At 70.8% G+C, this 26,841-nt stretch carries 24 protein-coding genes; 4 read left to right on the top strand and 20 right to left on the bottom strand.

The features are described from left to right. Positions 1–325 precede the first annotated feature (325 nt). On the bottom strand, positions 326–1,648 hold the full coding sequence (locus ACH4S7_RS09440; protein ID WP_398520503.1) for a PhoH family protein: 1,323 nt from the start codon (positions 1,646–1,648) through the stop codon (positions 326–328). Positions 1,649–2,024: 376 nt separating this feature from the next. Continuing rightward, positions 2,025–2,786, bottom strand: coding sequence for an isoprenyl transferase (locus ACH4S7_RS09435; RefSeq protein WP_398520502.1), 762 nt, complete (start codon positions 2,784–2,786; stop codon positions 2,025–2,027). Positions 2,787–3,036: 250 nt separating this feature from the next. Between ACH4S7_RS09435 and mgrA the strand changes: the two genes are divergently transcribed. Then, entirely contained in the window at positions 3,037–4,074 is a 1,038-nt protein-coding gene (mgrA, locus tag ACH4S7_RS09430; RefSeq protein WP_398520501.1) for an L-glyceraldehyde 3-phosphate reductase, read from the top strand. Between the two features lie 875 nt (positions 4,075–4,949). Here mgrA and ACH4S7_RS09425 read toward each other — a convergent pair. The 3 genes from ACH4S7_RS09425 to ACH4S7_RS09415 form a co-directional block, all read right to left on the bottom strand. Further along, a complete protein-coding gene (locus ACH4S7_RS09425; protein ID WP_398520500.1) occupies positions 4,950–5,345 on the bottom strand; it encodes a winged helix-turn-helix transcriptional regulator in 396 nt (131 codons plus the stop codon). A 189-nt stretch (positions 5,346–5,534) separates the two neighbouring features. After that, on the bottom strand, positions 5,535–7,082 hold the full coding sequence (locus ACH4S7_RS09420; protein WP_398520499.1) for a DUF2079 domain-containing protein: 1,548 nt from the start codon (positions 7,080–7,082) through the stop codon (positions 5,535–5,537). Positions 7,083–7,195: 113 nt separating this feature from the next. Then, positions 7,196–8,083 carry a prepilin peptidase gene (locus tag ACH4S7_RS09415; RefSeq protein WP_398520498.1) on the bottom strand — a complete coding sequence of 296 codons (888 nt, stop codon included), beginning with the start codon at positions 8,081–8,083 and terminating at the stop codon, positions 7,196–7,198. Between the two features lie 60 nt (positions 8,084–8,143). Between ACH4S7_RS09415 and ACH4S7_RS09410 the strand changes: the two genes are divergently transcribed. Beyond that, a complete protein-coding gene (locus ACH4S7_RS09410) occupies positions 8,144–8,512 on the top strand; it encodes a DUF192 domain-containing protein (protein ID WP_398520497.1) in 369 nt (122 codons plus the stop codon). Positions 8,513–8,565: 53 nt separating this feature from the next. Here ACH4S7_RS09410 and ACH4S7_RS09405 read toward each other — a convergent pair whose 3' ends face one another. The 15 genes from ACH4S7_RS09405 to ACH4S7_RS09335 all read right to left on the bottom strand — a co-directional run bounded on the left by ACH4S7_RS09405 (position 8,566) and on the right by ACH4S7_RS09335 (position 22,871). Then, positions 8,566–9,975, bottom strand: a complete 1,410-nt coding sequence (locus ACH4S7_RS09405; RefSeq protein WP_398520496.1) for a hypothetical protein — start codon at positions 9,973–9,975, stop codon at positions 8,566–8,568. A 254-nt stretch (positions 9,976–10,229) separates the two neighbouring features. After that, positions 10,230–10,949, bottom strand: coding sequence for an OmpA family protein (locus ACH4S7_RS09400; RefSeq protein WP_398520495.1), 720 nt, complete (start codon positions 10,947–10,949; stop codon positions 10,230–10,232). Beyond that, entirely contained in the window at positions 10,949–11,548 is a 600-nt protein-coding gene (locus ACH4S7_RS09395) for a hypothetical protein (protein WP_398520494.1), read from the bottom strand. Before ACH4S7_RS09395 ends, ACH4S7_RS09400 begins: the two co-directional genes overlap by 1 nt. 29 nt (positions 11,549–11,577) lie before the next feature. Continuing rightward, positions 11,578–12,276 carry a pilus assembly protein TadG-related protein gene (locus ACH4S7_RS09390; RefSeq protein ID WP_398520725.1) on the bottom strand — a complete coding sequence of 233 codons (699 nt, stop codon included), beginning with the start codon at positions 12,274–12,276 and terminating at the stop codon, positions 11,578–11,580. Then, positions 12,276–12,518: a hypothetical protein gene (locus ACH4S7_RS09385; RefSeq protein ID WP_398520493.1), complete on the bottom strand. Its 243-nt coding sequence runs from the start codon at positions 12,516–12,518 to the stop codon at positions 12,276–12,278. Before ACH4S7_RS09385 ends, ACH4S7_RS09390 begins: the two co-directional genes overlap by 1 nt. Positions 12,519–12,731: 213 nt before the next feature. Further along, a complete protein-coding gene (locus tag ACH4S7_RS09380; RefSeq protein ID WP_398520492.1) occupies positions 12,732–13,751 on the bottom strand; it encodes a response regulator in 1,020 nt (339 codons plus the stop codon). Positions 13,752–13,808: 57 nt separating this feature from the next. Beyond that, positions 13,809–15,230: a sensor histidine kinase gene (locus ACH4S7_RS09375; RefSeq protein WP_398520491.1), complete on the bottom strand. Its 1,422-nt coding sequence runs from the start codon at positions 15,228–15,230 to the stop codon at positions 13,809–13,811. Between the two features lie 53 nt (positions 15,231–15,283). Further along, the gene (locus ACH4S7_RS09370) at positions 15,284–16,171 is read right to left on the bottom strand and encodes a DUF5936 domain-containing protein (RefSeq protein WP_398520724.1); all 888 of its coding nucleotides are present in this window, start codon (positions 16,169–16,171) and stop codon (positions 15,284–15,286) included. 29 nt (positions 16,172–16,200) lie between these two features. Further along, positions 16,201–17,142 carry a type II secretion system F family protein gene (locus ACH4S7_RS09365; RefSeq protein ID WP_398520490.1) on the bottom strand — a complete coding sequence of 314 codons (942 nt, stop codon included), beginning with the start codon at positions 17,140–17,142 and terminating at the stop codon, positions 16,201–16,203. A gap of 85 nt (positions 17,143–17,227) precedes the next feature. Next, the gene (locus tag ACH4S7_RS09360; RefSeq protein ID WP_398520489.1) at positions 17,228–18,568 is read right to left on the bottom strand and encodes a CpaF family protein; all 1,341 of its coding nucleotides are present in this window, start codon (positions 18,566–18,568) and stop codon (positions 17,228–17,230) included. 308 nt (positions 18,569–18,876) lie between these two features. Beyond that, positions 18,877–19,245, bottom strand: a complete 369-nt coding sequence (locus ACH4S7_RS09355; RefSeq protein ID WP_398520488.1) for a TadE/TadG family type IV pilus assembly protein — start codon at positions 19,243–19,245, stop codon at positions 18,877–18,879. Between the two features lie 149 nt (positions 19,246–19,394). After that, positions 19,395–19,793 carry a TadE/TadG family type IV pilus assembly protein gene (locus tag ACH4S7_RS09350; RefSeq protein ID WP_398520487.1) on the bottom strand — a complete coding sequence of 133 codons (399 nt, stop codon included), beginning with the start codon at positions 19,791–19,793 and terminating at the stop codon, positions 19,395–19,397. Between the two features lie 31 nt (positions 19,794–19,824). Beyond that, positions 19,825–21,072: a CpaE family protein gene (locus ACH4S7_RS09345; protein ID WP_398520486.1), complete on the bottom strand. Its 1,248-nt coding sequence runs from the start codon at positions 21,070–21,072 to the stop codon at positions 19,825–19,827. Positions 21,073–21,079: 7 nt separating this feature from the next. Further along, positions 21,080–21,793, bottom strand: a complete 714-nt coding sequence (gene cpaB / locus ACH4S7_RS09340; RefSeq protein WP_398520485.1) for a Flp pilus assembly protein CpaB — start codon at positions 21,791–21,793, stop codon at positions 21,080–21,082. Positions 21,794–21,992: 199 nt separating this feature from the next. Continuing rightward, complete coding sequence (locus tag ACH4S7_RS09335; protein ID WP_398520484.1) at positions 21,993–22,871, bottom strand: hypothetical protein; 879 nt, start codon at positions 22,869–22,871, stop codon at positions 21,993–21,995. 367 nt (positions 22,872–23,238) lie between these two features. Here ACH4S7_RS09335 and ACH4S7_RS09330 point away from each other — a divergent pair, with 367 nt between their 5' ends. Both ACH4S7_RS09330 and ACH4S7_RS09325 read left to right on the top strand, forming a co-directional pair. Further along, entirely contained in the window at positions 23,239–24,939 is a 1,701-nt protein-coding gene (locus tag ACH4S7_RS09330; protein WP_398520483.1) for a chitinase, read from the top strand. 419 nt (positions 24,940–25,358) lie between these two features. Beyond that, positions 25,359–26,705 carry a M14 family metallopeptidase gene (locus ACH4S7_RS09325; protein WP_398520482.1) on the top strand — a complete coding sequence of 449 codons (1,347 nt, stop codon included), beginning with the start codon at positions 25,359–25,361 and terminating at the stop codon, positions 26,703–26,705. The last annotated feature ends 136 nt before the right edge of the window (positions 26,706–26,841 follow it).

Here is a 26,841-nt window from a genome sequence, read left to right as displayed (position 1 = left end):
TCCACTGCATGTGGGTCACAGAAGACGCTGGCCCGTGGTCAACTCCCGTACGGAAGTGGCCGATACGGCTTTCGGGCGGCACACGACGGCGGTTCTTGAGTTGTATGGAGCGCAGCGCACCACGGATGGTGCTGAAGTGTCGTGTGCGGGGCCTGACGGAAGCAAGACTTTGCCGGACCGGGCCACCGCAAGGCAATTCTTCACTGAGTGTGAAAGCTCACACCGCGTTCACGCCAGGTCTTTTCGTCATTCGGCCACACAGCGCGGCGCCGCCCCGCTACGCTCATGCGCTTCTCCAGGGCGGCGCCAACAGCTAACAAATCTCCTAGATCTGACCGTCCTCCAGCATTTCGGTCACCAGCGCGGCGATCTGGGAACGCTCGGAGCGGGTGAGCGTGACATGCGCGAAGAGCGGATGGCCCTTCAACTTCTCGACCACGGCAACGACACCGTCATAGCGCCCCACCCGGAGATTGTCCCGCTGTGCCACGTCATGGGTGAGGACGACGCGGGAATTGGCCCCGATCCGGGACAACACCGTCAGCAGGACGTTCCGTTCCAGTGACTGGGCCTCGTCGACGATGACGAAGGCGTCGTGCAGCGAACGGCCGCGGATATGGGTGAGCGGAAGGACTTCCAGCATTCCGCGCCCCAACACCTCCTCGATGACCTCCCGGCCGGCGACCGCCGACAGCGTGTCGAAGACGGCCTGCGCCCAGGGGCTCATCTTCTCGGCCTCGGTGCCCGGCAGATAGCCCAGCTCTTGCCCGCCCACCGCATAGAGCGGACGGAAGACCATCACCTTCTGGTGCTGCCTCCGCTCCAGCACCGCCTCCAGGCCCGCGCAGAGCGCGAGCGCCGACTTCCCGGTGCCGGCCCGGCCGCCGAGCGAGACGATGCCGATCTCGTGGTCGAGCAGCAGATCCAGTCCGATGCGCTGTTCGGCGCTGCGGCCGTGGATGCCGAATGCCTCCCGGTCGCCGCGCACCAGCCGGACGCTGCCCTCGGCGGTGACCCGGCCCAGCGCCTTGCCACGCTCCGACTGGAGGACGAGCCCGGTGTGGACGGGGAGCTCCGCCGCCTCGGGGACGTACAGCGTCTCCTCGGTGTAGAGCAGATCGACCTGTTCGCCCGAGAGGGACAACTCCGACATCCCGGTCCAGCCGGAGTCGGTGATGGCCAACTCCGCCCGGTACTCCTCGGCGAGCAGTCCGACCGACGACGCCTTGATGCGCAGCGGCAGGTCCTTGGAGACGACCGTGACGTCATACCCCTCGGCCTGGAGGTTCCTCGCCACCGCCAGGATCCGTGAGTCGTTGTCACCCAGCCGGAAACCGGCCGGCAGTACGCCCGGGTCCGAGTGGTTGAGCTCGACGCGGAGGGTGCCGCCGAGATCGCCCAGAGGGATGGGGGCGTCGAGTCGTCCGTACCGGATGCGGAAGTCGTCCAGCAGGCGTAGCGCCTGCCGGGCGAAGTAACCCAGTTCCGGATGGTGCCTCTTGGCCTCCAGCTCCGTGATGACCACGATCGGGAGCACCACTTCGTGCTCCTCGAAACGGGTCAGGGCGTTCGGATCGGCCAGCAGGACGCTGGTGTCGAGAACATAAGTGCGCCTGTCGGGCATCCGGCGCTTGGTGCTGTTCACCACGGAAGGACGTACCCCCTCGGATGAGGTCGGCGGTGCGACGCCGTCGCGGGCCAGGGTCCGGCTGCCGGAGACGGCAGGGGACCTCCCCCGCCGTGGGGCGGGGGGAAGAGCCGGGCTTCAGGCCACGATGCGCGGGCCGAGCACCGGCCCTCCGCGTGGTCCGCACAGGGGGTGCGTTCCTTCGTGTGCAAAGGGCCTCCCGGGTGAGTGACCTGGGGCCACCCACTGAGATCCGACGTTCGTGGATCGGACGTCGACCTGGAAGGGATATTCCCTCGAACACGCGCTGCCATGCCAGGACGGACGACGACACGTGGATGAACAGCGGATGTTCGGTGGTGGTGATGGGGGTGTCGGGGGTCGGGGCAGGCGGGGTCTAGCTGCCGTAACGGCGGTGGCGGGCGGCGTAGTCACGCAGGGCGCGCAGGAAGTCGACCTTGCGGAACGCGGGCCAGAAGACCTCGCAGAAGTAGTACTCGGAGTGGGCACTCTGCCAGAGCATGAACCCGGACAGCCGCTGTTCGCCGCTGGTGCGGATGACCAGATCGGGGTCGGGCTGCCCCCGGGTGTAGAGGTGTTCGGAGATGTGCTCGACATCGACGATTTCGGCCAGCTCCTCGAAGCTGGTGCCTCTGGCCGCGTGTTCCAGCAGGAGGGAGCGGACCGCGTCCGCGATCTCCTGGCGACCGCCGTAGCCGACCGCCACGTTGACGAGTATCCCGTCACGATCGAGGGTGGCCTGTTCGGCCTCCTTCAGTACGGACTGGGTACGGGAGGGCAGCAGATCGAGCGTGCCGACGTGGTGCACCTGGTAGCGGCCGTCGGCGGCGAGCGCGCGGACCGCGTCCTCAATGATGCCGAGGAGGGGGACCAGCTCCTCGTCGGGGCGGTCCAGATTGTCGGTGGAGAGCATCCAGAGCGTGACGACCTCGACATCGGTCTCGGCGCACCAGCCGAGCATCTCCTGGATCTTGCTCGCGCCCGCCTTGTGCCCCGCCTCGGGGGAGCTGCCGGACGCCTTGGCCCAGCGACGGTTGCCGTCGAGGATGACTCCGATGTGCTTGGGCACCTGGGTGTGGTCCAGTCGGCCTTCCACCCGGCGTGCGTAGAGCCTGTACACCAGGTCACGCAGGTTCACGGAGTCCACCTCTCGGTTCTGCCGGGCTCGCCCGCCCCTGCGCATTGGGAATGCCGGCTGGGGGCCGCTGCGGGAGCCCGGGGGATCTATGTGCCGGGGTTCCGCTTCCGGGCGGCGCGGCGCCTTCGACGGCCCGCGCCGTGCGGCAAACCCCCATGCCGTGCGGCATCCCCTGAAGTCGCCACATTACTGCGCACGGCGGGCACCGGCCCAACCCGGTCCGCCACAAGTCCGTGATAGGGAGAGATATGTGACTGATTCCTCCTCTTATCTCGCATCCCCGGACCGTTACGCGTCCATGGAGTACCGACGCAGTGGCCGCTCCGGGCTGAAGCTCCCCGCCCTGTCCCTCGGCCTCTGGCACAACTTCGGCGACGACCGGGCCCTCGACAACCAGCGCGCGATCCTGCGCCGCGCCTTCGATCTGGGGGTGACCCACTTCGATCTGGCAAACAACTACGGCCCGCCGCCCGGTTCGGCGGAGCTGAATTTCGGCAAGCTCTTCGCCCAGGACTTCGCCCCGTACCGGGACGAGCTGGTGATCTCCACCAAGGCCGGCTACCTGATGCACCCGGGTCCGTACGGCGAGTGGGGGTCCCGGAAGTACCTCCTCTCGTCCCTCGACGCCTCTCTGAAGCGGATGGGACTGGAGTACGTCGACATCTTCTACTCACACCGCTTCGACCCGCACACCCCGCTGGAAGAGACGATGGGAGCGCTGGCCTCCGCCGTGCAGCAGGGCAAGGCGCTGTACGTGGGGGTCTCCTCCTACAACGCCGAGCAGACCGAGCGGGCGGCGCGGCTGCTGGCGGAGCTGGGGGTACCGGCACTGATCCACCAGCCCTCGTACTCGATGATCAACCGCTGGACCGAGGACGACGGGCTGCTCGACGCGCTGGAGACGGCGGGCATGGGCTGCATCTCCTTCGTACCGCTGGCGCAGGGGCTGCTCACCGGCAAGTACCTCAAGGGCATCCCGGAAGGCTCGCGGGCCACCCAGGGCAAGTCGCTGGACCCGGATCTGCTCTCGGACGAGGTGGTACGGCGGCTGAACGGTCTCAACGACATCGCGGCCCGGCGCGGGCAGTCCCTGGCTCAGTTGGCCATCGCCTGGGTGCTGCGGGATCCGCGGATGACGTCGGCGCTGATCGGGGCGTCGAGCGTGAAGCAGTTGGAGGAGAACGTCGCAGCGCTGGCCGGTCCCGCGCTGACCGCCGATGAGCTGGTGGAGATCGACACCTTCGCCGTGGACACGGAGGGCACGAACATCTGGGCGGGACGCGGCTGAGCCGCGGCCCGGCGAGGGGGGTTTCCCGCCGACGCTGGAGGGACTGCCGGTACGGGGCCTGAGCGCGTACGGGTCCGGGGCGGGCTCGCCGGCTGCGGTTCGCGGGCGCCGGGACGGGGGCGCCGGGAACGGGGGCGCGGCCACTCGGGTGCGGCGCGGCCCGGGGCCGGGCGGCGGCCGGGGTACGGGGCGGAAAAGAAAACCGGGCCGGTCCGTGGGGGGGGATACGGACCGGCCCGAGGGGGGGCTTCCACCATAACGCTTCATGGCTGATGGTGTGCGCCACGCGACGGCGGGTTCTCCCCGGCGACCTCGGTGAATGGCCGAGTCCCGCCCCGGCGCCCCCTCGGCGGCGGGGCGGGCACCGCGCCGGCGCCCCGGGGCGGCGGGTGTCGGGCCGGGCGTGTCGCGAGGGGCGGGGCCCCGGGCCGACCCGGGGCGGATACCCGATAGCGGGTCCGGACCCGGGCGTGTCGCGGGTCCGGACCCCTGACGGGGGACCCCGGGAAAAGGCGTGGGATTGACGCTGACGACGCGGGTCGGGTCGAGTCGGGTCCGGCGTTACCGGCGCGCGCACCCGGCGCCGCAGTCGGCGGCGGTGCGGATCATACGGGCACCTCGGAGCCGGAGCCGGAGCGGGTCGGAGCGGGACGGAGCGGGTCAGGTCGGGTCGGGTCGGGTCGGAGCGGGTCGGAGCGGGTCGGGTCGGAGCGGGTCGGGCGACGGTACCCGCCGTGGTGCCGTGGCGACGGCGCGGAGCCAGTGCGGGCAGCGTCTGCCGGGGGCGCGGCATCCGGGGGCCGGGCCGGGGTGCCGCCGCGGCGCCGGTGCGGTTCGCGCTCGGAGCCGGTCGCCGCCGTGGCGCCGGTGCGGTCTCAGGCCGCCCCCTCCACCTCCTCCGCCTCTTTCACCTTGTTGGCGATGATCACCTGCTTGAAGGTGTCGCCCCAGAGGCCGAGCGGGATCAGTGCGGTGTTGAGCGCCTCGCCCAGCTCCGTGAGCGAGTACTCGACGCGCGGCGGGACCTCCCGGTACACCTCGCGGTGGACGATCCCGTCCGACTCCAGCTCCCGCAGTTGCTGGATCAGCATCTTCTCGCTGACGCCGATGACCTCCCGTCGAAGCTGCCCGAACCGCAGGGTCCCCGCGTCGTGCAGTGCCCACAGGATGAGCGGCTTCCATTTTCCGCCGACGACGTCGACCGCCGCGTCGAGTCCGCAGTGGTAGGTCGGCTTGGCCTTGGGCACGGCAACTCCTCCTGGTCTCTCCATACTTGCCTTTTCGCCAGTACACCATTTGGCCCGGAGCCGGTCGGCCGAAGAGGACAGAAACTGTCCGCATTGATTGCTGGAGTCGATCTCATGACGACGCGCCAGGTGGCACGGACCGAGTCCAACGCCCCGCCGTCGCGGGGTGCGCAGCCGCCCACGGCTCCCCCGGCGCGGACTCGGGAGGGCCGCTCAGCGGATGCGGCGGAGCAGGGTGATGCCGTCGCGGGCGGCGACCAGCCGGTAGCCGTAGGACCGGCGCGCGGCGTCGAGTTCGGCGGCCTGCCGCTCCGGTGGATAGGGCCAGTGCCCCGTGCGGTACGGCCACGCCTCGGGCGCCCGCCCGTCATGGACGATCCAGTCGGCGGTGGGGCGGGGCAACTGCTTGCGGTCGTAGTCGTAGAGCCGGGAGTCGACCGGGAAGGTCGGGAAGAGGACGACCTCACAGCGGGAAGTGAGCTGGGGCACGAGCCGGTTGGACGCGGCGACGCTCGCGCCGTCGGGGATCCTCGCCAGCAGCGCGCGGGCCGCCTCGGCGTGGGGGGTGGACCGCCAGGTGGCCCGCTGGGCCAGTTGGGCGAGCGGGAACGACGGCAGGAGGACGGCGGTGACCGCCAGCACGGTGGAGAGCGAGGCACGGACCTGGCGCGCGCCGAGGGGATGGTCGTCGGCCCGCCACCGCCGGATCGAGTCGATCAGCCCGGCGAACACGACGGGCATCAGGACGGCGCTGTAGTGGAAGGACGTGCCCCAGTGGAAGGCGTTCTGCGAGAGCATCCGCCAGACGAGGGTGGGCACCACGAGCAGCGCCAGCGGTGAGCGCAGGGCGAGCAGCGCAGAGGGGGCGAAGACCAGGATCAGGGTCATGGCCTTGATGTCCGGCCGCAGCGCGTCGAGGGGGGCGAAGGCGATGGTGGTGAGGAGGGAGGTGTGGGCGTCCTCGGCCAGGTTGCCGCCGTGCGCGTACCCTCCGGCCGGGTTGAACGCGGGGAGCAGCAGCTTGATCTCGATCGCCGACGCGAGCAGTCCGGCCGCCGCGGTGATCGGGCCGAGCCGGCGCCCGCCCTGCCAGGCGACGAGACAGCCGACGACGGCCAGTGTGAGGCCGAGATCCTCCTTGATCAGCACGAGCGGCGCGGCCCAGGCGACCGCCGCCCCCCGACGCCGCCGTCCGAGGGCCACCGCCGCGCAGGAGAGCAGTGGTACGGCGAGGGCGACCTCGTGGAAGTCGAAGGCGGCGGCCGATGCGATGCCCCAGCTCAGTCCGTAGCCGGCGGCGACGGCGTGGGCGGCCCGGCGGCCGAGGGCCGTGCGGGCCCAGCCGGCGAGGGGGACGACCGCGAGGGCGAGCAGCGCGGACTGGGCGGTGAGCAGGCAGAGCGGTGAGGGCCAGAGGCGGTAGAGGGGGGCGAGGACGGCGAGCGCGGGGTGGAAGTGGTCGCCCAGGAGGTTGAAGTCCTCACCGCGCAAGGGGACGACGGGGGCGCGGAGTTCGGCGTAGGCCCGTACGGCCTGTTCGAAGATGCCGAGGTCGTAACCCGTCGTACGGAGCAGGCTGTGGCGGCGTACGGCGACGGTGGTGTAGAGCGCGAACAGGAGCGCCGCCCAGCTCCAGGGGAGCAGGGCGGCGGGGAGGCGCCGGGCGGGGCGTGAACCGGCTTCCGGTGCGGGCGCGGGCGCGGGGTCGATGGTGCCCGGCTCACCACTCCGCGCCAGCGAATTGCCTGAAAATGTCCGCATACATCCGGATGCTAGACGGGGGTGGTCGGGTCAATACCTCAGGCGGGGGCGTGTCCCGTGGCGGCGCTCGGCGCGCCCGGTGCCACTCTCCGCGGCGAAGACGGTCCCACCGTTCAGGCGCCGGCCGCGAGCGCGCCGAGCAGTAGTCCGGCCAGCGCGCCGCCGATCATGAACGGGCCGAACGGGATCGCGGTCTTCCGGTCCGCCCTGCCGAGGAGCATCAGCCCCACCCCGTACACCGAACCGAACAGGAACCCGGCGAAGGCGCCGACCAGCAGCACCCCCCACCCGTACCAGCCGAGGACCACACCGAGGGAGAGCGCGAGTTTGACGTCGCCGAAGCCGAGGCCGTTCGGATGGATCAGGAAGAGGACGAAGTAGCCGGCGCCGAGGGCGAGACCGCCGAGGAGTGCGGTGGGCCAGGAGCCCGCGGCGTCGGGCAGCGGGGCCACGGCACCGAGCAGCACGGCCGCGGCGGCGGCGAGCGGCAGGGTGAGCCGGTCCGGCAGCCGGTGCACGGTGCGGTCGACGAGCGCGAGCAGGACGGCGAACGGCGCGAGTATCAGCCAGACGGCCAGTTCGGGACGCGGCCCGGTGGCGGCGGCGAGCACGGCACAGGCCAGTCCGGTGATGCCGACGGTGACCGGGGCCGTCACCGGGGCGGGGGCGGGCCGGGGTGGTTCCTCCGTACGGGCGGGAGATGGCGCTTCCTCGGTACGGGCGGGGGGCGCGGCGTCCGTAGGGGGCGGTGTTTCTGCCGTACCGGCCGGGGGTGTGGCCGCGCAGGAGGGGCAGCGCGGGCCGCCGAGCCAGCCGCGTGCGGGACCCGTGAAGGGGTGTCCGGCGGAGCAGGTGCCGCGCCAGGGCTCGTCCGTCCCGACGGAGAGCCGGTACCCGGCCCGGGGGACGAGCAGCCCCATGGCGGTGCCCCAGAGGGCGGCGGCGGCGATCAGCGTGACGTACACGGCAGAGAGATTAGGCGGCGCCCTCCGTGCGGTCATGGGCCCGGGGGCCCACCGCGCCACCCCGCCGACGGCGCCCAGGCGTTACGGTCTACGGCCATGGGACGAGGACGGCGATGGCGGGACGGCAGCGGTGAGTTGTGGGTTCCGGGCCGGGACGCGCCGGTGCCCGTCGAGATCGCGGCGGGGTACGGGACCCGGCGGCGCGGGCTGCTGGGCCGGGACGGGGTCGCGGGGGCGATGCTGCTGACGCCCTGCAACAGCGTGCACAGCTTCCGGATGCGGTTCACCATCGATGTGGCCTATCTGGACCGCGCGTTGCGCGTTCTGGACGTCCATACGCTCAAACCGGGGCGGCTCGGCCGGCCCCGACTGCGGGCCCGCCATGTACTGGAGTCGGCGGGCGGGGCGATGGCGGAGTGGGGCGTACGGCCGGGGGTGCGGCTGACTATCGAGCCGACGGACTGACGGACGGTGATGCAGGGTGCGCGGCTCCCGGCCGGGGGGGACCCATCGGCGGATCAGTGCGCGCGCGGCTCCCAGGGCGTCGGCGCGGAGGCGTGCCGCCCCTGCCTCCGACGGCCCAGCACCGTCCAGACCAGCAGGCCGAGGAGCAGCACCGTCCCCAGACCGATCCCCGAGAAGCCGACGACCGTCAGCGCCAGGTCCCGTTCGCCGTTGCCTCCGTCATCGGTGACCCGGCCGTCCGCCGCGGCGGCCCGCCCCTCGTCGGTGACCCCGAAGCCCGCCGCGACCGGGTCACCGTCGTACTCCGGCCCCGACTGACGCTGCCCCTCGATGTCCACCCGCAGCGTCATCGGCAGGGCGCGCCCGATCCGCCGGTCCAGCGAGACCCGGACGTAGTACCAGCCGGAGAAGCGCATCGCGCTCGTACCGTCCTGGCTCGACGTGCGGTTGGCGAAGGCGGCGGGCGCGGTGCCCACCGACACCGTCGCGGGCCCGCCCGTGTACGCGGACTCGGCGCTCTCGGCGAAGCCGCGGGCGGTGTTGAAAACGGAGAGCCGTAGTCCGTCGCTGACCAGCGACCGCGCGCCGGCGACCTTGGCCGACGGGCGGCCGTCGGCACGGGCCGCGAACTCCGCGTCGAGGAAGAGCTGCTGCCCCCACTCCAGCGGCACCTTGTAGAAGCGGGTCTCCCCCGGATCCAGCTCGTCCCGCCACGCCCCGTGCCCGACCGCCGGCGCGTCATTGAACCCCGTGCCACCGCCGACGGGCCGCGCCGGACCCGTCACGTGTTCCGCCGCGTGCGACGGCCACGCGGACGGCGGGGCGGGCGCGGTGGCCCCGTCCCGCAGCCCGGGTTCGGCCATGTACCTCAGCTCCACCGGCCAGCTCCGGGCATCCGGGCCACCGGAGGAGGAGCCGATCCATTCGACGGTGTAGAGGTAGTCCCCCGCGCGCTGGCACTCCCGCCCCGCACCGATGCGCCGGGTCGAGTAGTCGGCGACGGGGCCGCCCGTGGTGCTGCCGAAGGTGATGTCGTTGCTGACGCTGCACCGGGCGCCGTCGGGCGATTCCAGGGTCACCCGGATCCCGTCCCCGGAGCCGACCGCGCTGCCGGGCGGCGGGGCGAGCACGGCGGAGACGTAGGCGTTGGAGGAATCGTCGAGGGCGACCAGATAGGACTTTCGCCGGCCCGTGGAAATGGTGTCGGTGTACGTCCCCGGAGTCAGCCGGGGGCCGCCGGTGCCGCCAGCGGCACCCTGGACCGGCCGCGCGTCCGGGGCCGTCTCATAGACGCTGTCGTCCCAGCTCGGGGCGGCCGCCGCCCCCGGTGGTCCGGACAACTGACCGACGGCGAGGGCGACGGCCAGCCCGGCGACCGCCGCCCACCGCGCCACCGGCACCTGCACCCGCGGCGCCCCGGCCACCGGCCGCCCCACCACCGCCGTCGCCCTGCCCCGCCTCATCCGCCGCGCTCCTCAGCCCACTCGGTCGACAGTCGGCCCGCAGCGTACTGCGGGGCCGGGCGTGTCATGTACCGCTGGGGGAACGGAAATGCGGTATCCGGTCGGTCGGGAGGGCGGGAGGTGCGCGGTAGGGAGCGGGAGCCGGTACGAGCCTCAGGAGCTGGGGAGGCGGGGCCGGTGGGTGGTGGGGCGGTGGGTGATGGGCCGGTGGATGGTGGCCCGGTGGGTGGTGGGGCTCGGGCGCCGGTGGGTGGTCAGCCGCCGCCACCCGTCGGGAAGGAGACCTCGACCCGACGGTTCTTCCTGCGGCCCTCCTCGGTGGAATTGTCGGCGATCGGGTAGTCCTCGCTGTAGCCCCGGACCTCGTAACTGACCCCCGCATCGTTCAACTGCCCGCTGAGCACGCCGTGGACGGCATCGGCGCGCTTCTTCGAGAGCACCCGGCCGTGCTGATACGTACCGAGGTTGTCGGTGAAGCCGAAGACCCGGATCTTCTGGGCGCTGTTCTTCTTGATCTCCGCGACGATCGCCGCGATCCGGCCGTTCGCCTGGGGCGTGAGCTGGGCACTGTCCTTACCGAACAGCACCTCGGCCTGGAGCGCGAACTTCAGTGAGGTCGGCGTCTCCTCGCGGCGCTCCTCGCCGCCCTCGGTCTCCACGATGGAGACGATGTCCAGCACGCGCGCCGAGGCGAGGGTGGCGCCGTCCCGCATCTTCAGACCCGGATTGGTGGCGTCGATCGTCTGCGGTGTGTACTCCTGCTGACTGCCCGGGGGCACGCTCGGATCGTCATCGGCGGCGGTCACGAGGGAACCGGACACGGTGACCGTGCCGGTGGCGGCGGCCGCCCTCCCGGTGTCCGCCGCGGCCGTGGCCGCGGTGAGGGGGATACCGGTGAGCAGCAGCAGGACGGCGACGGAGACCGCCGCGGGGCGACGGGGTGACAGGCGCGGAACCGCCTTCTCCTCCCCCATCAGGAGATCTCGATCGCGGTGGTGGGCATCAGCGGGATCTGCAGCTCGACCGAGGACGTCCCTTCGGGCGGCGCGGGGAACTGCGCGAAGAAGTCGACGCTCTCACCGGAATCGAAGGCACTGAGGCCGGTGGTGGTCAACGGAAATCCATCGGTGTCCCGGAGCACGTAGTAGCGCTTCTTGCCCGCCTTGTCCACGAGCGTCATCCCGCCGAGTGACGGACCGGTGCGCTTGACCTGGGTCTCCTGCCCGTTCCACTGGATCGGGGGGAGCAGACGTTTGCCGGTGGTGTTCTTGAGGACGCCGGAGACGGTCAGGAATCCCCCACTGTCACGGGTGGCACCGGAGATGGTGATCTGGAATCCGTTGCTGCCCTCGATGGTGGCAAGCGGCTCACCGGAGGCCGGCGTGGACTCCCCGTCCTTCGGCTGCGCCGGCTGTTCCGGCGAACCGGTGGACGTCGAAGCCGTGTCGGCGTTCTTCTTGTCCCCGTCGCCACCACCGCCGTCACCGCACGCCGTCAGGGTGAGCGACAGCGCAGCCGCCACAAGGACGGCCGTCACTGTCCCGCGGGTCTTCGCTCCGTGCCCAATTCTCATCAGTGCTGTTCCTTTGCGTTCGGTCGCGGTCAGTCCACGTCCAACCGGACGGTGAAGAGGTCGGACATGTCCGGAAGCCGGTCCGGATACTGCGGGTCGATCTCGATTTCGTCGACGTCGTCACCGTCGCAGCGGAGGGTGCCCGAGGAGATCGGCTCCTCCGGTGGAGGTGACGCCTCCTCGCCCGGCTCACCCTCCTCGCCCTCCTCCTGACCCTCGCCCTCCTCCGGCGGCGGGGAGTCATCGGCGGGCTCGAAGGAGCAGAGGGACTCCACGATGGCCGTCGCCGTCGACTCCGCGTACTCGTTCTCGGTACCGGGTAGAACGGTGTCGCCGACCGGATCCTGCGATTTCACGGTGACTTGGAATCCCCAGCGGCCATCGGTCAGCGGAAGACAATCCTGAGTGTTCGTGCCGTTCTCCTGGGCGAAGTCGGCCGCCGCCGCACAGCCGTCGCCGGCGAGACCGGACAGATCGCCGTCGAAGAGATCACGGAGGAAGTCGGGGTCACGGAGACGGTCCAGGAAGATGTCCCGGAATCCATCGCGGGACTCCTGGGCCGCGGCGAGCGCCGCCGCGTCCGCGCCTGACTGCGTGCCGTTCCGGGTGGCACCGGCCTGGCCGACCGCGAAGAACGCGAGCGCGAGAAAGAGCAGGCTCGCCACCATCGCCACATAGAGGGGGGCTGCCTGCCCTGATTCGCGCCTATCGCGGACGGCCGGACGGATTACTCGCCGCCACCACCCAGAATCGCGCTCACCTGGTCCCGTAGACCGTTGGCGATATCGTCGGCCACTCCGGAACCCACCAGGGCCGCGATGATCAGCGCCACCAGCACGATCACGCCCACGTACTCGACCGCGCCCTGGCCCTCGTCGCGGCGGTCCCGCATGGTTCGCGCGGTCGCCGCCAGACGGGTCATGAGATGCGCCCGAGCACTGGCCACGGCCTTCAGCGTCACGTTCGACATGGTCTTCCCCTCCGGCGCCGACGGCCCGATCACCGGCCGGCTCGTACGAGTCGATGACGCCGCCCGCCGTACCGGACACGATCCGACCGGTACGAATGGCAGCGTGAGCAATGTACGTCGGCTCGCCGCCCCCGGGAATGGGCCTCCGGGCCCAACTCAGGGCCCAAGCAGCGAAAGAGGGCCGGCGACCGGAGGGGGAAGCGTCTTCGCGGGTCATCGTCCGGTCCCCCTCTGCGCCAGGCCGTGCCAGACGGCGATGGCCTCGCCCCGGCTTCCGGCGTTCAGCTTGGCGAAGATGCGGTTGATGTGGTTCTTGACGGTCTTCGGGCTGATGAAGCAGGAGGCGGCGATCTGCTGGTTGGTCATCCCGGAGGCGATCAGGTCCATCACCTCCACCTCCCGCTGACTCAGTCCGGTGATCACTGCCCGGGGCCCTTCGAGCACTTCGGACCCCACCATCGAATGTCCCATATTCGCTTGCGAAAGCGAAGACCGTCGAGCGGATTTCTGTCGCGCCAAACCGGGCAACAGTGCAACGATCGTGCGGGATTTGGGCGCACCGACACCCCTCTGCCCAAGGTCGTCATACCCTCTGACAGATGATTCCATCTGCGAATCTGAATGCGGCCCCCACCCGAGGGGCGCCGTACCGACCCCCTCCGGCAGCGGTCCCCCGTCCCGGCCCGCCGAGGGATCCCCGCGCACCCCGGCCAGCAGCGCGCCGGAGGCGGAGTGGGAGAAGGCCGCACGGCCCGCACGGATGTCCCGCACGGCGGTGAGGAGTTGGTCCGCGGTGAACTCGCCGTGCACCAGATAGCCCCCGGCGCCCAGTCGGAGCGCCTCGTGCACGATCCGGCTCTCGCTGCTGTAGGTCATCATCAGCACCGGTGCCAGCCGGACCAGATGGGGCAGGGCCGAGATGCCGTCGACGCCGGGCATCCGTACGTCGAGGAGGACGACGTCCGGTCGGTGGCGCACGGTCGCCTCGTACGCCGCGCGCCCGTCGGCGACCGCCGCGACGACGTCGAGATCCGCCCGGCCCTGGAGGAGGGCGGTCAGACCGGCCCGTACCACGGGGTTGTCGTCGGCGACCACCACCCGCAGCGGATCGGACGGGGACGGGGAGCGTAAGGGGTGCGCGTCGTGGTCGGAGCCGGGCTGGGACGGGTGCTGTGGGACACGCGGCTGATGGAGCCGGTTCGGTCCCGGACGGTGCGAAAGGTCGTCCGGCATGGCGGCGGCCTCCTCTCCGAAGGCGGTGGACGGGGGTCGGGGCGGGGCGGGGTCGGATCAGGTGAGCAGGGGCAGTCGTCCGTACGGGGTGGGGTCGGGGCGCAGCGCGGCGAGCGGGAGTTCCAGGCGTACTTCGGTGCCCTTCGACGCCTCTCCCCGGCCGATCCGGATGCGGGCGCCGATGGCGGCGGCTCGTTCCACCATGCCCACCAAGCCGAAGTGACCGGCCCGCCGCAGTTTTTCGAGCGAGGTCCCCGGGGGCAGTCCCGCGCCGTCGTCGTAGACGCTGATCCTGAGGACGTCTCCGATGACCCCGGCCGAGACCTGTACCGAGCCGGGGCGGCCGTGCCGGTGGGCGTTCTCCATCGCCTCCGCGGCTATGGTCAGCGTCTGCCGGGCGACGGCCGCCGGCACGGTGAGGGTGCCGCCGGTGGCGCGGAAGTCGGCCCGTACGCCGGTGCGGAGCGCGAAGTCGTCCGTACGGGCGCCCAGCTCCACGGCGAGGTCGATGCCGTCGCCGTCGAGTCCGGTGTCGCGGCGCAGGTCGGAGAGGAGTTCCCGGGATTCGGCCGCGGCTCTGCGGGCCGCTCGTGCCACCACCTCGGCCTGGTGTCTGACCCTGCTCGGGTCCATCCGGTCGGCGGTCGCGGCGAGTCCGTCGGCGGCGAGCGCCAGTCCGTGCAGGGTCTTGGCCACCGAATCGTGCATCTCGCGGGCGAGTCGGGCCCGTTCCTCCTCGACGGCTCCGCTGACCGCGAGCCGGGCGCGGGCCTCGGTCAGCGCCTGGCTCGCGGCGCCGAAGCCGAGCATCAGCTTGCGCAGGGTGCTGCCCATCGCCCCGGTGAGGACGCAGAGTCCGGGGAGCAGCAGGGCGGTGAAGCGGGCGTCGGTCTGGTCGTTGACCCCATGGGCGCCCGCGACGATCAGCGACTGGAGGACCGCGAAGACGGCGGCGCCGCGCCAGCCGTAGATCAGTCCGGCGAGGAGCGGGGTGCAGATGGTGACGTACGCGAGGGTGGAGTCTGGCGATGCGGTGACCAGCAGGAGGGCGCCGAAGGCCATATCGGCGCCGAGCAGCCAGGGGTGTCGCAGCAGGACCGGGCCGAACCGCTCCCAGTCGCGGAGCAGGACGTACGAGGTCATGAAGGTGATCAGGACCGCGGAGCCGACCAGCCAGCTCGCGGGTCCGGGGCGGGCGGCGGCGAGGGCGAAGGGCGCGGCCAGCGCGATCATCGCCAGCCGGAAGCCGAAGACCAGCCGGCAGAGCGCCTGGAGGGCGTTGACCTGGATGGGGAGTGACGGCCGCCCGAGGGTGGCGGAATCGTCCGGCGAGGGGTCGGCCGAGTCATGGAGCGGGGGTACGGCGGAGTCGGGGGGCGAGGGTGCGGCGGAGCCCGGGTGCAGGGGTGCGGCGGAGCCCGGGTGCAGGGGTGCGGTCGATTCGTCGACGGAGGCGGTCCCGCGCCGGTCGGCGGCCATGGGGTTCACCTCCCCACCGGGGTCGCGTTCGTATGTACCGGCATGGCCCCCGGTCACCCGCCCAGCACGTCGCCGAGGTCGACCCCGGAGCCGTAGTAGAAGCTCATGACGATCAGGATCATGGTCGCCGGGAGCATGATCAGGGTGACGACGAGGGTGGACTTCGGGACCGCTCGGGCGGCGTCGCGACGGGCGTTCTGGGCGTCGGTGCGGCGCATGTCGGTGGCGATCTGTATCAGCGTGTCGACGATCGGGGCGCCGAGTTCCTCGCCCTGCTGGAGGGCGGTGACGAACATCGAGACCTGATCGGAGTCGTTGCGCCGGCGCAGTTGGTCGAAGGCGTCGCGGCGGCTGACGCCCATGTCCAGCTGGCGCAGGGTGATGCGGAGTTCGTCGGCCCAGGGCCCCTGGTACTTCTCGGCGACGCGTTCGAGTGCCTGTCGGAAGCCGAGGCCCGCGGAGACGACGACGGCGAGGACGTCGAGGAAGTCGGGCAGGGTGCGTTCGATGTCGGCGCGGCGCCGACGGACCGCCGCCTTGATGATCACGTCGGTCCAGCAGAGGCCGAAGACGAGCGCGAAGACCGCGATCACGATCTGTCCGCGCAGCAGCATGGAGAAGGCGGCGAGCAGGCCGAGGAAGCCGTAGACGGCGCGGCGGGCGGCGTAGCGGTCGACCGTGATGCCCCCGGGGTTGCCGGCCATGTCGAGACGGCGGCGCAGTGCGTCGACCCGCTTGGGTCCCATGGCGCGCAGCACCGCGGGCGCGTACCGCATCCCGAGCCGGTCGATTCCGGAGCCGACGGCGGTCGTCCGGGTGGCGCCGATCTCCAGGGCGAGGACGAGGTCGCCGGGGAGTTTGGCGTCCGCGCGGTACATCCGGACGCCGTGGAACATCCCGTAGACGGAGACCGCGAGGAGCGCGGCGAGCAGCAGCCCCAGGGTGGTGTTGGTCATGGTGTCTCCCTCCCTCAGACCTGGATCTTGGACATACGGCGGATCAGGAAGGCGCCGAGGGCGTAGAGCCCGAAGGCGATGAGGGTGGCGAACTGCCCGGTCACCGAGCCGGTCATCTTGTCCAGCGCGCCGGGGCTCATGGTGTTGATCATCAGGAGGAAGCCGAGGCCGAGCAGGGGGACGGCCAGGGCGGTGACCTTGATCTGGGAGAGCATGGTGGTGACCTCCCGGCGGGTCTCCTTGCGCTCCTCCAGGGTCTGGGTGAGGTTCCGCAGCGAGGTGACGACCTGGCCGCCCGCCCGGTTGGCGAGGATCAGGGTGGTGACGAGGACGATGAGTTCGCGGGACGGCAGCCGGTCGGCGAGTTCGCCGAGCGCGTCGTCCAGGGTCTGGCCGACGGCGAGCTGGTCGGCGACGACGGCCAGTTCATGGCCGGCCGGGTCGTCGAGCTCCTCGGCCGCCATGGCGAGCGCGGTGCGCAGCGCCAGGCCCGCCTGGGTGGCGTTGGCGAGCACGCGGGTGAACTCGGGGAGCTGGTTGATGAACGCCTCGGTGCGTTTGGCGCGCTGCCAGTTGAGGAAGGCGTTGGCGCCCCAGACGCAGACGACGGCGCCGAGCACGCCGAAGAACGGTGCGAAGACCGCGCCGACCGTGAGGTACACCCCGAGCAGGGCGACGACCACGTAGACGACGTATTCGCCGGGGGTGAGATCGAGGCCGGTGGCGGCGATCTCGCGTTCGATGCGCCGGCCGAGTCGGGTGGTGCGCAGCCGTCGGTCGATGCCGGTGAAGCGCCTGCGCCGGCCGGGGAGGGCGGTGAGCTGCCCGGCCTGGGACATGCGGGCGACCAGTGCCTGTCGCTGTGCCGTGCCCGAGGAGTAGGCGTGCACACCGACGACGCCGAGCACACAGGCGAGCAGTGTGACTCCGACGGTCAGGAGCGGGAGGTTGTCCATGTCGGGCGGGCGACCTTCTGGGTGGGGGCGAACGCGGGCGGGGGGACGAGGTGACTCTTCCGGAGGCGGGACCGGTCGGGTGGGATCAGGCGATCGATCTCCGGACCACGAGCTGCTCGTCGGCGTCGGCGACGCCGAAGACCAGGGGCAGGACCTCGTTCTTCATGTAGAGGCGCTCGGCGACCCGGCGCGGCACGGGGTAGTAGTCGAAGGTCCCGTGCACCCGCCCGTCGGCGGTCATGGGCTGGGCGTTGAAGCGGCAGACGGAGACGATGCGGTACTCCTCCCGGCCGTGTGAGTCGACCACCGCGATCTCCGTGACCCGGCGGGACCCGTCGGCGTGCCGGGTGAGCTGGACGACGACGTCGACGGCGCTGTTGATCTGGTCCTTGATGGCGAGGAAGGGGATCTCGACCTCGGACATCGACGCCAGCGTCTGGAGCCGCATCAGGGCGTCCTCGGCGCTGTTGGCGTGGACGGTGGCCAGGGAGCCGTCGTGGCCGGTGGACATGGCCTGGAGCATGTCGAGGGTCTCGCCGCCTCGGACCTCGCCGACGATGATGCGGTCCGGGCGCATGCGCAGGGAGTTGCGGACGAGATCGCGGATGGTGACGCGGCCCTTGCCCTCGACGTTCGGCGGCCGGCTCTCCAGGGTGATCACATGTGACTGCTGGAGCCGTAGCTCGGCGGAGTCCTCGATGGTGACGATGCGCTCGCCGTCGGGGATCAGCCCGGAGAGGGAGTTGAGCAGGGTGGTCTTCCCGGTGCCGGTGGCCCCGGAGACGATCACATTGAACTTGGCCCGGACCAGGCCCGCCAGCAACAGGGTCATCTGCTCGTCGAGCGAGCCGATGGCGATCATTTCCTGGAGCGTGAACGCGCGCGGGAAGCGCCGGATGGTGAGGACCGGTCCGCTGAGGGAGAGCGGCGGGATGATGACGTTGACCCGCTCGCCGGACGGCAGCCGGGCGTCGACCATGGGGTTGGCCTCGTCCACCCGACGGTTGACGGTGGAGACGATGCGCTCGATGGTCTGCATCAGCTGTTCCGTGGACGAGAAGCGGAGGGGGAGCATTTCCAGCCGGCCGCCGCGCTCGACATAGACCTGTTCGGGCCCGTTGACCATGATTTCGCTGATGGAGGCGTCTTCGAGGAGGGGCTCCAGGATGCCGAGGCCGAGGGCCTCGTCCACGACCCGGCGGATGAGCTGGGCGCGCTCCATGGTGGAGAGGACCGGGCCCTCACGGCTGATGATGTGGCCGAGCACCCGCTCCAGCCGGGCGCGCCGGTCGGTGGTGGCGAGCGCGGACATCTCGGCGAGGTCGATCTCCTCCAGGAGCTTGGCGCGGTAGACGCCGACGAGACGGTTTTCCTCGCCGTGTCCGTTGACCGGCTCGGGGCTGCTGATGCGCGCCCGCAGGCTCATGTGGTCTTCTCCCAGATCTTTCGGGTCGCTCGGGTGTCGCCGGTCGCTCGCGGTGCTGGCTCGGTACTGCGGGTCTGGCGTGTACTACCGGTGTGGCGGGTGCTGCTGGTGCTGCTGGTGCTGCTGGTACGGCGTGTACTACCGGTGTGGCGGGTGCTGCGGGTGCTGCGGGTACTACCGGTCTGCTGGTGTGGCGGGTCTCTCGGGTGCGGGCCGTGGCCGGTCGGTTGGCTCACAGCCCGTGGTCCGTCTGGTCGGTGTGGTCGGTGGGCCGTGGGGACGGTGTGGTCGGTGGGGGCGGTGGGCCGTCAGCTCTCGGACTGGTCGCAGGGCATCGTGACGGTTCTGGTGGCGGAGCCGAAGTCGAAGACGGGCAGGACCGCGGGCACCGGCACGGTGACGGTCACCGAGACCTGGTCGCCGCAGCCGCCGCTGGGGACGATGGAGGCGTTGGAGGCCAGCCAGCCGCTCATCGCCGCCGAGCCCGCCGCCACCGCCCGGCCCTCCCCGTCCTTCATCGCGGCCATCCGGGCGGCGGCCCGCGCCGCCGTGCCCGTCTGCTGCGCGGTGTAGGCGACCAGGCCGAGTTGGAGCGCGGCGAGGGCGACGAAGAGCAGCAGGGTGATCACCCCGGCGTACTCGACGGCCGCCTGCCCCTCCTGGCCCCGTCCCCGCAAACCCCGTCCCCCCGAATCCCGTAGACGTAGACCCCGTCCCTCCGGGCCGTGCCGCCTCCCCCGGCGCGTCCCCGAGCGGCGCGGTGGCGTGCCGTGCGCCGTCCCACCATGGGATGGCGCGCCGTGTTCCGTCCCTGCGCGTCGGGCGCTCACGGGTCCTCCTGGGGCGCCGCGGCCTCGCCGGGCACATCGAGGTCGATGGTGACGCTGCCGGGGAAGAGCACGGGTACGGGAAGGCTGAGACTGGCCGTCACCATGCCGCCTGAGACACCGCACTCGATGCTCGCCGACTGCCACGCCCCCGGCAGGTCCTCCCGGGCCGCCGCCTCGCATGCGGCCTGTACGGAGCCGTCGGACGCCACCGCGCCGGCCCTGGCCGCCTCGTCCGCCGCGTTACCCGCCAGGGCGAAGGTGTAGCCGATCAGCGCCGCCTGCCAGAGCAGCACGAGCGTCGCCAGGATGACCGGGACCGTACCGGTGAACTCGATGGCGGCCTGGCCCCGGTCCTCCCGCAGCCGGGCGCGCCAGGTACCTGTGTGCGTTCTCATGGCTCCACACGCCCCCTCACCCTCACCCCGGTCATTTCGTCCGTGCCCGCCGTACGCCGATCGAACCCCGGTCTCCCCGGAACCTGCTCTGCTTCGGCTCGGCCTCCCGTACCCGTACGAGACCGAGTTCACCCGCGAGGCCCCACAGGGCCTGCTTGACCACGGACTTGGCCTCCAGGTCCTGCATACGGCCGGCGTCCACCACCGGCTGGAGCTCCTTGAAGCCGGCCGGGACCGCGGTCTTCGCCACCCGGGTGCCGGTGATCTTCTCGATCAGGGGCGGCTGGATCTCGGTGGTACGGGTGTGCCGGTTGACCACGGTGACCGTCTCCTCCGCCTTGCGGATCTGGAGCCGGTCCCACATCCGGACCATGCGTTTGGCGGCGCGCACGGCGACCACGTCCGGGGTGGTGACCAGGAGGGTGATGTCGGCCATCTCGATGGCGGCGGCGTTGGCGCCGTTCATCTGGGTGCCGCAGTCGATGACGACGACCTCGTAGCGGTTGCGCAGGGCGCTGACGATCTGGCGTACGGCGCGGTCGTTGATCTCCTCGCCGCGCTCCCCCTCGCCCGGCGCGAGGAGGAGCCCGAGGCCGGTCGGATGAGTGAAGAGCGCGTCCTGGAGCACCCGGGGCGAGATGTCCTGGATGCCGGCCAGATCGACGATGGAGCGGCGGTACCGCACGTCCAGGTAGGAGGCGATGTCCCCGGCCTGGAGATCGAGGTCGGTGAGGGCGACCGAGCGGCCCGACGCCTGGGCGGCCAGGGCGAGCTGGACGGCGGCGACGGTGGTGCCCACACCGCCCTTGGCGCCGCTGACGGTGACGACCGTGCCGCCTGGGCCGGTGAAGACGTCACCGCTGTGGCCGAGGTGGCGGCGGACGCCGACGGACCAGCCGGCCGCCGCCTGCACCCGCTGGGCGAGTTCCTCGTACGACAGCGGCAGTCCGACCACACCGCGCGCGCCGGAGTCCATGGCGGCCGAGTAGAGGCCGGGGCCGGTGTCGGCCGTCACCAGGATGACACCGACGGCGGGGAAGCGGAGGCCCACCTCGCGTATCAGTTCGAGGGCCGGGACCGGCCCGATGCGCTCATGGACCAGGACGACCTCGGGGAGCTCGTCCAGCGACTCGGCGGCCAGCCGGGCCAGCAGATCGAGGAGGGTGGTGGAGTCGGCCACCGGAGTGGCCGGTTCCGCGTCGGGGAGTTGGCTGAGCAGGGTGGTGATGGACCGGGCCGCATCGGGGTCACCGACGGCCGGGAGGATGCGTGTGGTCATACGGCCCTCACCTGTTCTTGTCTTCGTTGAGGGTGTACGCGCTGTCGCCGGGGCGCAATGTGGCGGGGCTGCCCTTGGCGAGAAGGGCGAGCCGTACGTTCTCGGCGAAGGACTCCGCGTAGGCGACGCGCTGGGCGTCCGTGGTGTTGAGGGCGAAGGTGATCGGGACGGCCTCGCGGCGGCCGATCCGACGGTCGCCGCTCTTGGCCTCCAGGGGAGTGAGCCGGCCGACGTCGATGACCTTGGCGTTGGGGACGATGATCCGGGACTGGTCCGGGGCGCGGTCGGTCTTGCCGGCGAAGGTGGCGAAGATATTGACCAGGTCACCAGGGGTGATCTTGCCCGCGACCCCGGTGGCCGCGTCGATCATGATGGCGATCTCCTGCTCACCGGCGACCAGTTCGGGGCGCTTGACGATCATGTCGTCCTGGAGCAGCGAGCCCTTGCGGAGCTGGGTGACCGCGATCTTCCCGGAGACCACCGACAGATCGGTGACCGCGCTCTCCGAGAGCCAGCGCTTGGGCATGGAGATCTTCTCGAACTGTGTCGCGCGGAGCGCCGTGTAGGGCGGGACATCGGTTTTCAGCCGATACGCGGAAACCTCGGGCCCGACCTTGGAATTCACGTCGTTGATCACGGATATCACGCCGAAGAACGCGCCGGTGGCGCAGAGCACGGAGAGGAGCAGGAGCAGGACGCCGCGGCGTTGGCGTGAATTCATCAGCGGGAGAACCTCGTTCGCAGACTGCGCAGACAGGGACTGACGGAGCGGACGGAGCGAGTGGACCGGACGAGCGGTGCGGGGCGCCGGTTCACGACCCGTGGTGCGCGGACGCACGGTGGGTGGCCCGCGACCCGTGGCCCACGGATGCGCGGTGGACGGTGCGCGACCCGGGACGCACGGGTGCGCGGCGGGCGGTTCATGGTCCGTGGTGTACGGGTGTACCACGGTTCGGGATGCCGGAATCCCCGCCCTGACTCTCGGCCACGGCGAGCGGTGCGGAACAGAATCCGCAACGGTCACCGATGAGTTCGATCCCGCACCAGGCGCACACCTCTCTCCGGACGGAAGCGACGAGCTGATAGAGAACGGAGATGTCCGGCAGGAAGGCGGCGAACTCGATCAGCTTGGTCGTCCCCCACCAGCCGGGTGAGTCGGCGGGGAGCGCGGCCTCCTCCATGCTGCTCGGCTGCCACTCCTGGACCAGTGTCTGATCGATCCATTCCGACTGCGCCTGGCCCTTGGCCACCACGAGCCGGGTGGTGAAGTCGGGGCCGCTCAACCGCCCCGTACCGATCTTGATCAGCTCGGCCGACGGATTGGCGAGTACGCCGAACTGGGAGCCTGGCACCCAGGACTTGGCGTGGGATTTCAGGCTGACCGGCACCCGGTCCAGCCGGGCGACGGAGTTGAGCACCGCGCCCGCGTAGATGTAGTGGGAGAGCAGCCGGGCCGCCGACGCGGTGACGCCGGCGCCGAAGTCGCAGATGGACAACTGCCGCAACTGACGTACGAGGACCGCGAGTCCGAGCGGCGGCAGGTCGGGTTTGAGCAGGGCGATCCGGTTGGTCTCCAGGACGGACCGGATCGTGTGCAGTCGGCGTTCGTGGGCGGCCGGGATCGAGGACGGACAGAGGACGATCACATATCCGTGCTGTTCGAGAAGGACGGCCATCTCGGCCAGCGCCACTTCCAGCGACTGATCGCCGGGTGCCGGCAGCAGGGCTGCCGTGGGCGTGTGTTGGTCCATCGGCGGTAGCACCAGGTCTGCGCTGGTGACAGCTATTGCGGTCGGCACGCTGGATCCCCGTTCGGCTCCGGTCGCCGGGGGGCCCGTGACCGCAGATACGCAACTCTCGCTCGCTCCTGCACGAGCACTTTATCCACGACTTTGGGGGCAGAGAACACCTTTCAGAACCCAGTGCCTCGCTCCGTACACGCTCCGCACAGATCAAAGCGGATCAAAGAGTGACGTTTCATAGCACCCATGACAGCGGTTCACCGGAGGACCTACGCCCCGATTTGGCCGAGAATCATTGGTCGACTCTCCGGGCTATCACCGTCAAAGGTCTTGACAACCGGATTGGTCTGGACCAGCTTTACGCCCAGCGGTGGCCACCGTTCCCGACCCCTCCTCCCCCCAACTCCCCCACTGGAGGCAGCAAGTGGACCGCAGCACACGCTCGCGGAGATGGCTCGGCGGCGCCCTGGCGCTGACCGTCGGAGCCGGACTCTCCGTCGTGGGCCTCGCCGGAAGCGCGCAGGCTGTCGACGTCAACGTCGCCAAGAACGCCGGATTCGAGTCAGGACTGTCCAACTGGACGTGTTCCGGGGGCAGTGGCGCGAGCGTCTCCACCCCCGTGCGCACCGGCACCGGCGCCCTGAAGGCCACCCCCAACGGCCATGACAACGCCCGGTGCAGCCAGATCCTGGCGGTGAAGCCCAACTCCACCTACACGCTGGGCGCCTGGACCCAGGGTGGCCACGCCTACCTCGGCGCGAGCGGCACCGGCACCACGGACGTCTCCACCTGGACCCCCGGCGGCGGCACCGGCTGGACGCAGCTCTCCACCAGCTTCCGCACCGGCGCGACCACCACGTCCGTCACCGTGTACACCCACGGCTGGTACGGCACGCCCGCCTACCACGTCGACGATGTCACCGTCATCGGCCCGGACGGCGGCGGCGGCCCCGACCCGGAGCCCGTGATCCCCCCGGCGCCCACCGGACTCACGGTCGGCGGCGTGACCAACTCCACCATCGCCCTGAACTGGGGCGCGGCCAACGGCGCGACCGGTTACAACGTCTACCGCGACGGCGTCAAGGTCCAGACCTCGACCGGTACCTCCGCGACCGTGACGGGGCTCACCGCGAACACCGCGTACCAGTTCCAGGTGACGGCGACGAACAGCAAGGGCGAGTCCGCGAAGTCCGCCACGGTCAGTGGCCGGACCTCGACCGGCCCGGTCATCCCGAACCCGGTGGTGCCGAAGCACGCGGTCACGGGCTACTGGCAGAACTTCAACAACGGCGCGACCGTGCAGAAGCTGCGCGACGTGCAGGCGCAGTACGACATCATCGCGGTGGCCTTCGCCGACGCGACCACCACGCCCGGTCAGATCGTCTTCAACCTGAGCCCGGCGCTCGGCTACGCCAACGTCGACGAGTTCAAGGCGGACGTCGCCGCGAAGAAGCAGGCCGGCAAGTCGGTCATCATCTCGATCGGCGGCGAGATCGGCAATGTGACGATCAACAGCGACGCCTCCGCCACCGCCTTCGCCAACAGCGCCTACGCACTGATGCAGGAGTACGGCTTCAACGGGGTCGACGTCGACCTGGAGCACGGCATCAACTCCACGTACCTGACGAAGGCGCTGCGCCAGCTCTCCGCGAAGGCCGGCCCGAACATGGTGCTGACGATGGCCCCCCAGACCATCGACATGCAGTCCACGTCGACCGAGTACTTCAAGCTCGCGCTGAACGTGAAGGACATCCTGACCGTCGTCAACATGCAGAACTACAACAGCGGCGCGATGCTCGGCTGTGACGGCAAGGTGTACTCGACCGGCTCGGTGGACTTCCTCACCGCGCTCGCCTGCATCCAGCTCGAGAACGGTCTGGACCCGTCCCAGGTCGGCCTCGGAGTCCCGGCCTCCACCCGGGGCGCGGGCAGCGGCTATGTCAGCCCGACCATCGTGAACAACGCGCTGGACTGCCTCACCAAGGGCGTCAACTGCGGCACCTTCAAGCCCGCGAAGACCTACCCGACCCTGCGCGGCGCGATGACCTGGTCCACCAACTGGGACGCGACGGCGGGCAACGCCTGGTCGAACGCGGTCGGACCGCACGTCCACGGCCTGCCGTAGCGGACAGCCCACCCGGTCCGTCCTGACGGGCGGTCCACCCGGACCGCCCCGAGGGATGGCCCACCCGGTCCGCCCTGAGCGGCGGACCCATCGGCCAGTCGTACCGACCGACCCCCACGCCCCGGTCGTACGACGACGACAGCAGCGCCATCGGTCCCCGGTGGCGCTGCTGTGCTGTGTCCGTACCCGCGCCCGCCCGCCGGAGCAGGCCCGAGGGTTGGCGGTCGCGTCCGTACGCCCGCCCGCCGAGGGGAGCACCGTATCCACCCGTCGGTGGACCCCCGACCGGTGGCCGAAGGGTGCTCTCGACCCGCCCATGGTCTTGACCTGTCCATGCCAGGGCCGCACCATGTGCCCACGCGCGGGCACCTCACGCGCCGCACCTTGAGCGACCCCCCACTCCACACCCGGGAGACAGCATGGGACTTCGTCTACGCGGTGGCCGGAAGGCCGCCACCCTCAGCGCGCTGCTGGCGCTGGCGGTGGCGGCGCCCTTCTCCGCCAACGCGGCGCCACCGGATCAGCGCGCCCCGACGACCACCCCGGTCGCCGGCGCCGAGGAGCAGACCCGTCAGTACGAGATCAAGGGCGCGGCCACCGTCGCCTCCCGTACCGCCATCGCCGCCACGGGCGTCTCCATCGACGAGGCCCACGACGACCACTCCACGGTGGTCAGCGCCAACGCCGCCCAGGTGAAACGGCTGCGGGCGCTCGGCCATACGCTCAGAGCCCTCCCGGCACCCCCGGACAGACGGGACGGCAGGGCGGCCCAGCCGCTCGACTTCCCGCCGGCCGACGCCAGGTACCACAACTACGCCGAGATGAACACGGTGATCAATCAGCGGATCGCCGCGTACCCGGCCATCATGAGCAAGCGGGTCATCGGCCGCAGCCACCAGGGCCGGGACATCATCGCTGTCAAGATCAGTGACAATGTCGCGACGGACGAGAACGAGCCCGAGGTCCTCTTCACCCACCACCAGCACGCGCGTGAGCACCTGACCGTCGAGATGGCGCTCTACCTCATCCGTGAGCTGGGCGAGGACTACGGCACCGACCCCCGGATCACCAACGCCGTCAACGGCCGGGAGATCTGGATCATCCCCGACGTCAACCCGGACGGCGGCGAGTACGACATCGCCACCGGCACCTACCGGAGTTGGCGCAAGAACCGTCAGCCCAACACCGGCTCGACGGCCGTCGGCACCGATATGAACCGCAACTGGGACTACCGGTGGGGCTGCTGCAACGGCTCATCCGCCAGCCCGGGCTCCGACACCTTCCGCGGCCGGGCACCGGAGTCCGCGCCCGAGGTCAAGGTCGTCGCCGACTTCGTCCGCAGCCGGATCGTCGGCGGTCAGCAGCAGATCAAGACCGGTATCGACTTCCACACCTACAGCGAGCTGGTGCTCTGGCCGTACGGCTACACGACCGCCGACACCGGTCCCGGCATGACCCAGGACGACCGGAACGCGTTCGCGGCGGTCGGCGGGAAGATGGCCGCCAGCAACGGCTACACCCCCGAGCAGGCGAGCGATCTCTACATCACGGACGGTTCGATCGACGACTGGCTGTGGGGCAATCAGAAGATCTTCGGATACACCTTCGAGATGTATCCGCGGAACGCGCTCGGCGGCGGCTTCTACCCGCCCGACGAGGTGATCGAACGGGAGACCAGCCGCAACCGTGACGCGGTGCTCCAACTGCTGGAGAACTCGGACTGCATGTACCGCTCGATCGGCAAGGAAGCGCAGTACTGCGCCTGACGGCCGGCAGGCGTACGGGGGCGGGATATCCCGCCCCCGTACGCCTGGGCCGTCCCCGTACCGCCTGGGCCGTGCCCGTACCACCGGCCGACCCCCGTACCGCCGGCCCGGCGACGCTCAGCCCACGCAGCCCACG

Source organism: Streptomyces sp. NPDC020965 (genome assembly GCF_044333555.1).
Lineage (GTDB): Bacteria > Actinomycetota > Actinomycetes > Streptomycetales > Streptomycetaceae > Streptomyces.
This window is presented reverse-complemented; position numbering and strand designations above follow the sequence as displayed.

Coding starts and splice junctions, on each gene's coding strand:
- ACH4S7_RS09345 (WP_398520486.1), bottom strand. CDS start 21,072: ATGACCACACGCATCCTCCCGGCCGTCGGTGACCCCGATGCGGCCCGG.
- ACH4S7_RS09420 (WP_398520499.1), bottom strand. CDS start 7,082: ATGCGGACATTTTCAGGCAATTCGCTGGCGCGGAGTGGTGAGCCGGGC.
- ACH4S7_RS09405 (WP_398520496.1), bottom strand. CDS start 9,975: ATGAGGCGGGGCAGGGCGACGGCGGTGGTGGGGCGGCCGGTGGCCGGG.
- ACH4S7_RS09325 (WP_398520482.1), top strand. CDS start 25,359: ATGGGACTTCGTCTACGCGGTGGCCGGAAGGCCGCCACCCTCAGCGCG.
- cpaB (WP_398520485.1), bottom strand. CDS start 21,793: ATGAATTCACGCCAACGCCGCGGCGTCCTGCTCCTGCTCCTCTCCGTG.
- ACH4S7_RS09380 (WP_398520492.1), bottom strand. CDS start 13,751: ATGCCGGACGACCTTTCGCACCGTCCGGGACCGAACCGGCTCCATCAG.
- ACH4S7_RS09425 (WP_398520500.1), bottom strand. CDS start 5,345: ATGGAGAGACCAGGAGGAGTTGCCGTGCCCAAGGCCAAGCCGACCTAC.
- ACH4S7_RS09385 (WP_398520493.1), bottom strand. CDS start 12,518: ATGTCGAACGTGACGCTGAAGGCCGTGGCCAGTGCTCGGGCGCATCTC.
- ACH4S7_RS09375 (WP_398520491.1), bottom strand. CDS start 15,230: ATGGCCGCCGACCGGCGCGGGACCGCCTCCGTCGACGAATCGACCGCA.
- ACH4S7_RS09365 (WP_398520490.1), bottom strand. CDS start 17,142: ATGGACAACCTCCCGCTCCTGACCGTCGGAGTCACACTGCTCGCCTGT.
- ACH4S7_RS09415 (WP_398520498.1), bottom strand. CDS start 8,083: ATGACCGCACGGAGGGCGCCGCCTAATCTCTCTGCCGTGTACGTCACG.
- ACH4S7_RS09350 (WP_398520487.1), bottom strand. CDS start 19,793: ATGAGAACGCACACAGGTACCTGGCGCGCCCGGCTGCGGGAGGACCGG.
- ACH4S7_RS09410 (WP_398520497.1), top strand. CDS start 8,144: ATGGGACGAGGACGGCGATGGCGGGACGGCAGCGGTGAGTTGTGGGTT.
- ACH4S7_RS09395 (WP_398520494.1), bottom strand. CDS start 11,548: ATGAGAATTGGGCACGGAGCGAAGACCCGCGGGACAGTGACGGCCGTC.
- ACH4S7_RS09360 (WP_398520489.1), bottom strand. CDS start 18,568: ATGAGCCTGCGGGCGCGCATCAGCAGCCCCGAGCCGGTCAACGGACAC.
- ACH4S7_RS09400 (WP_398520495.1), bottom strand. CDS start 10,949: ATGGGGGAGGAGAAGGCGGTTCCGCGCCTGTCACCCCGTCGCCCCGCG.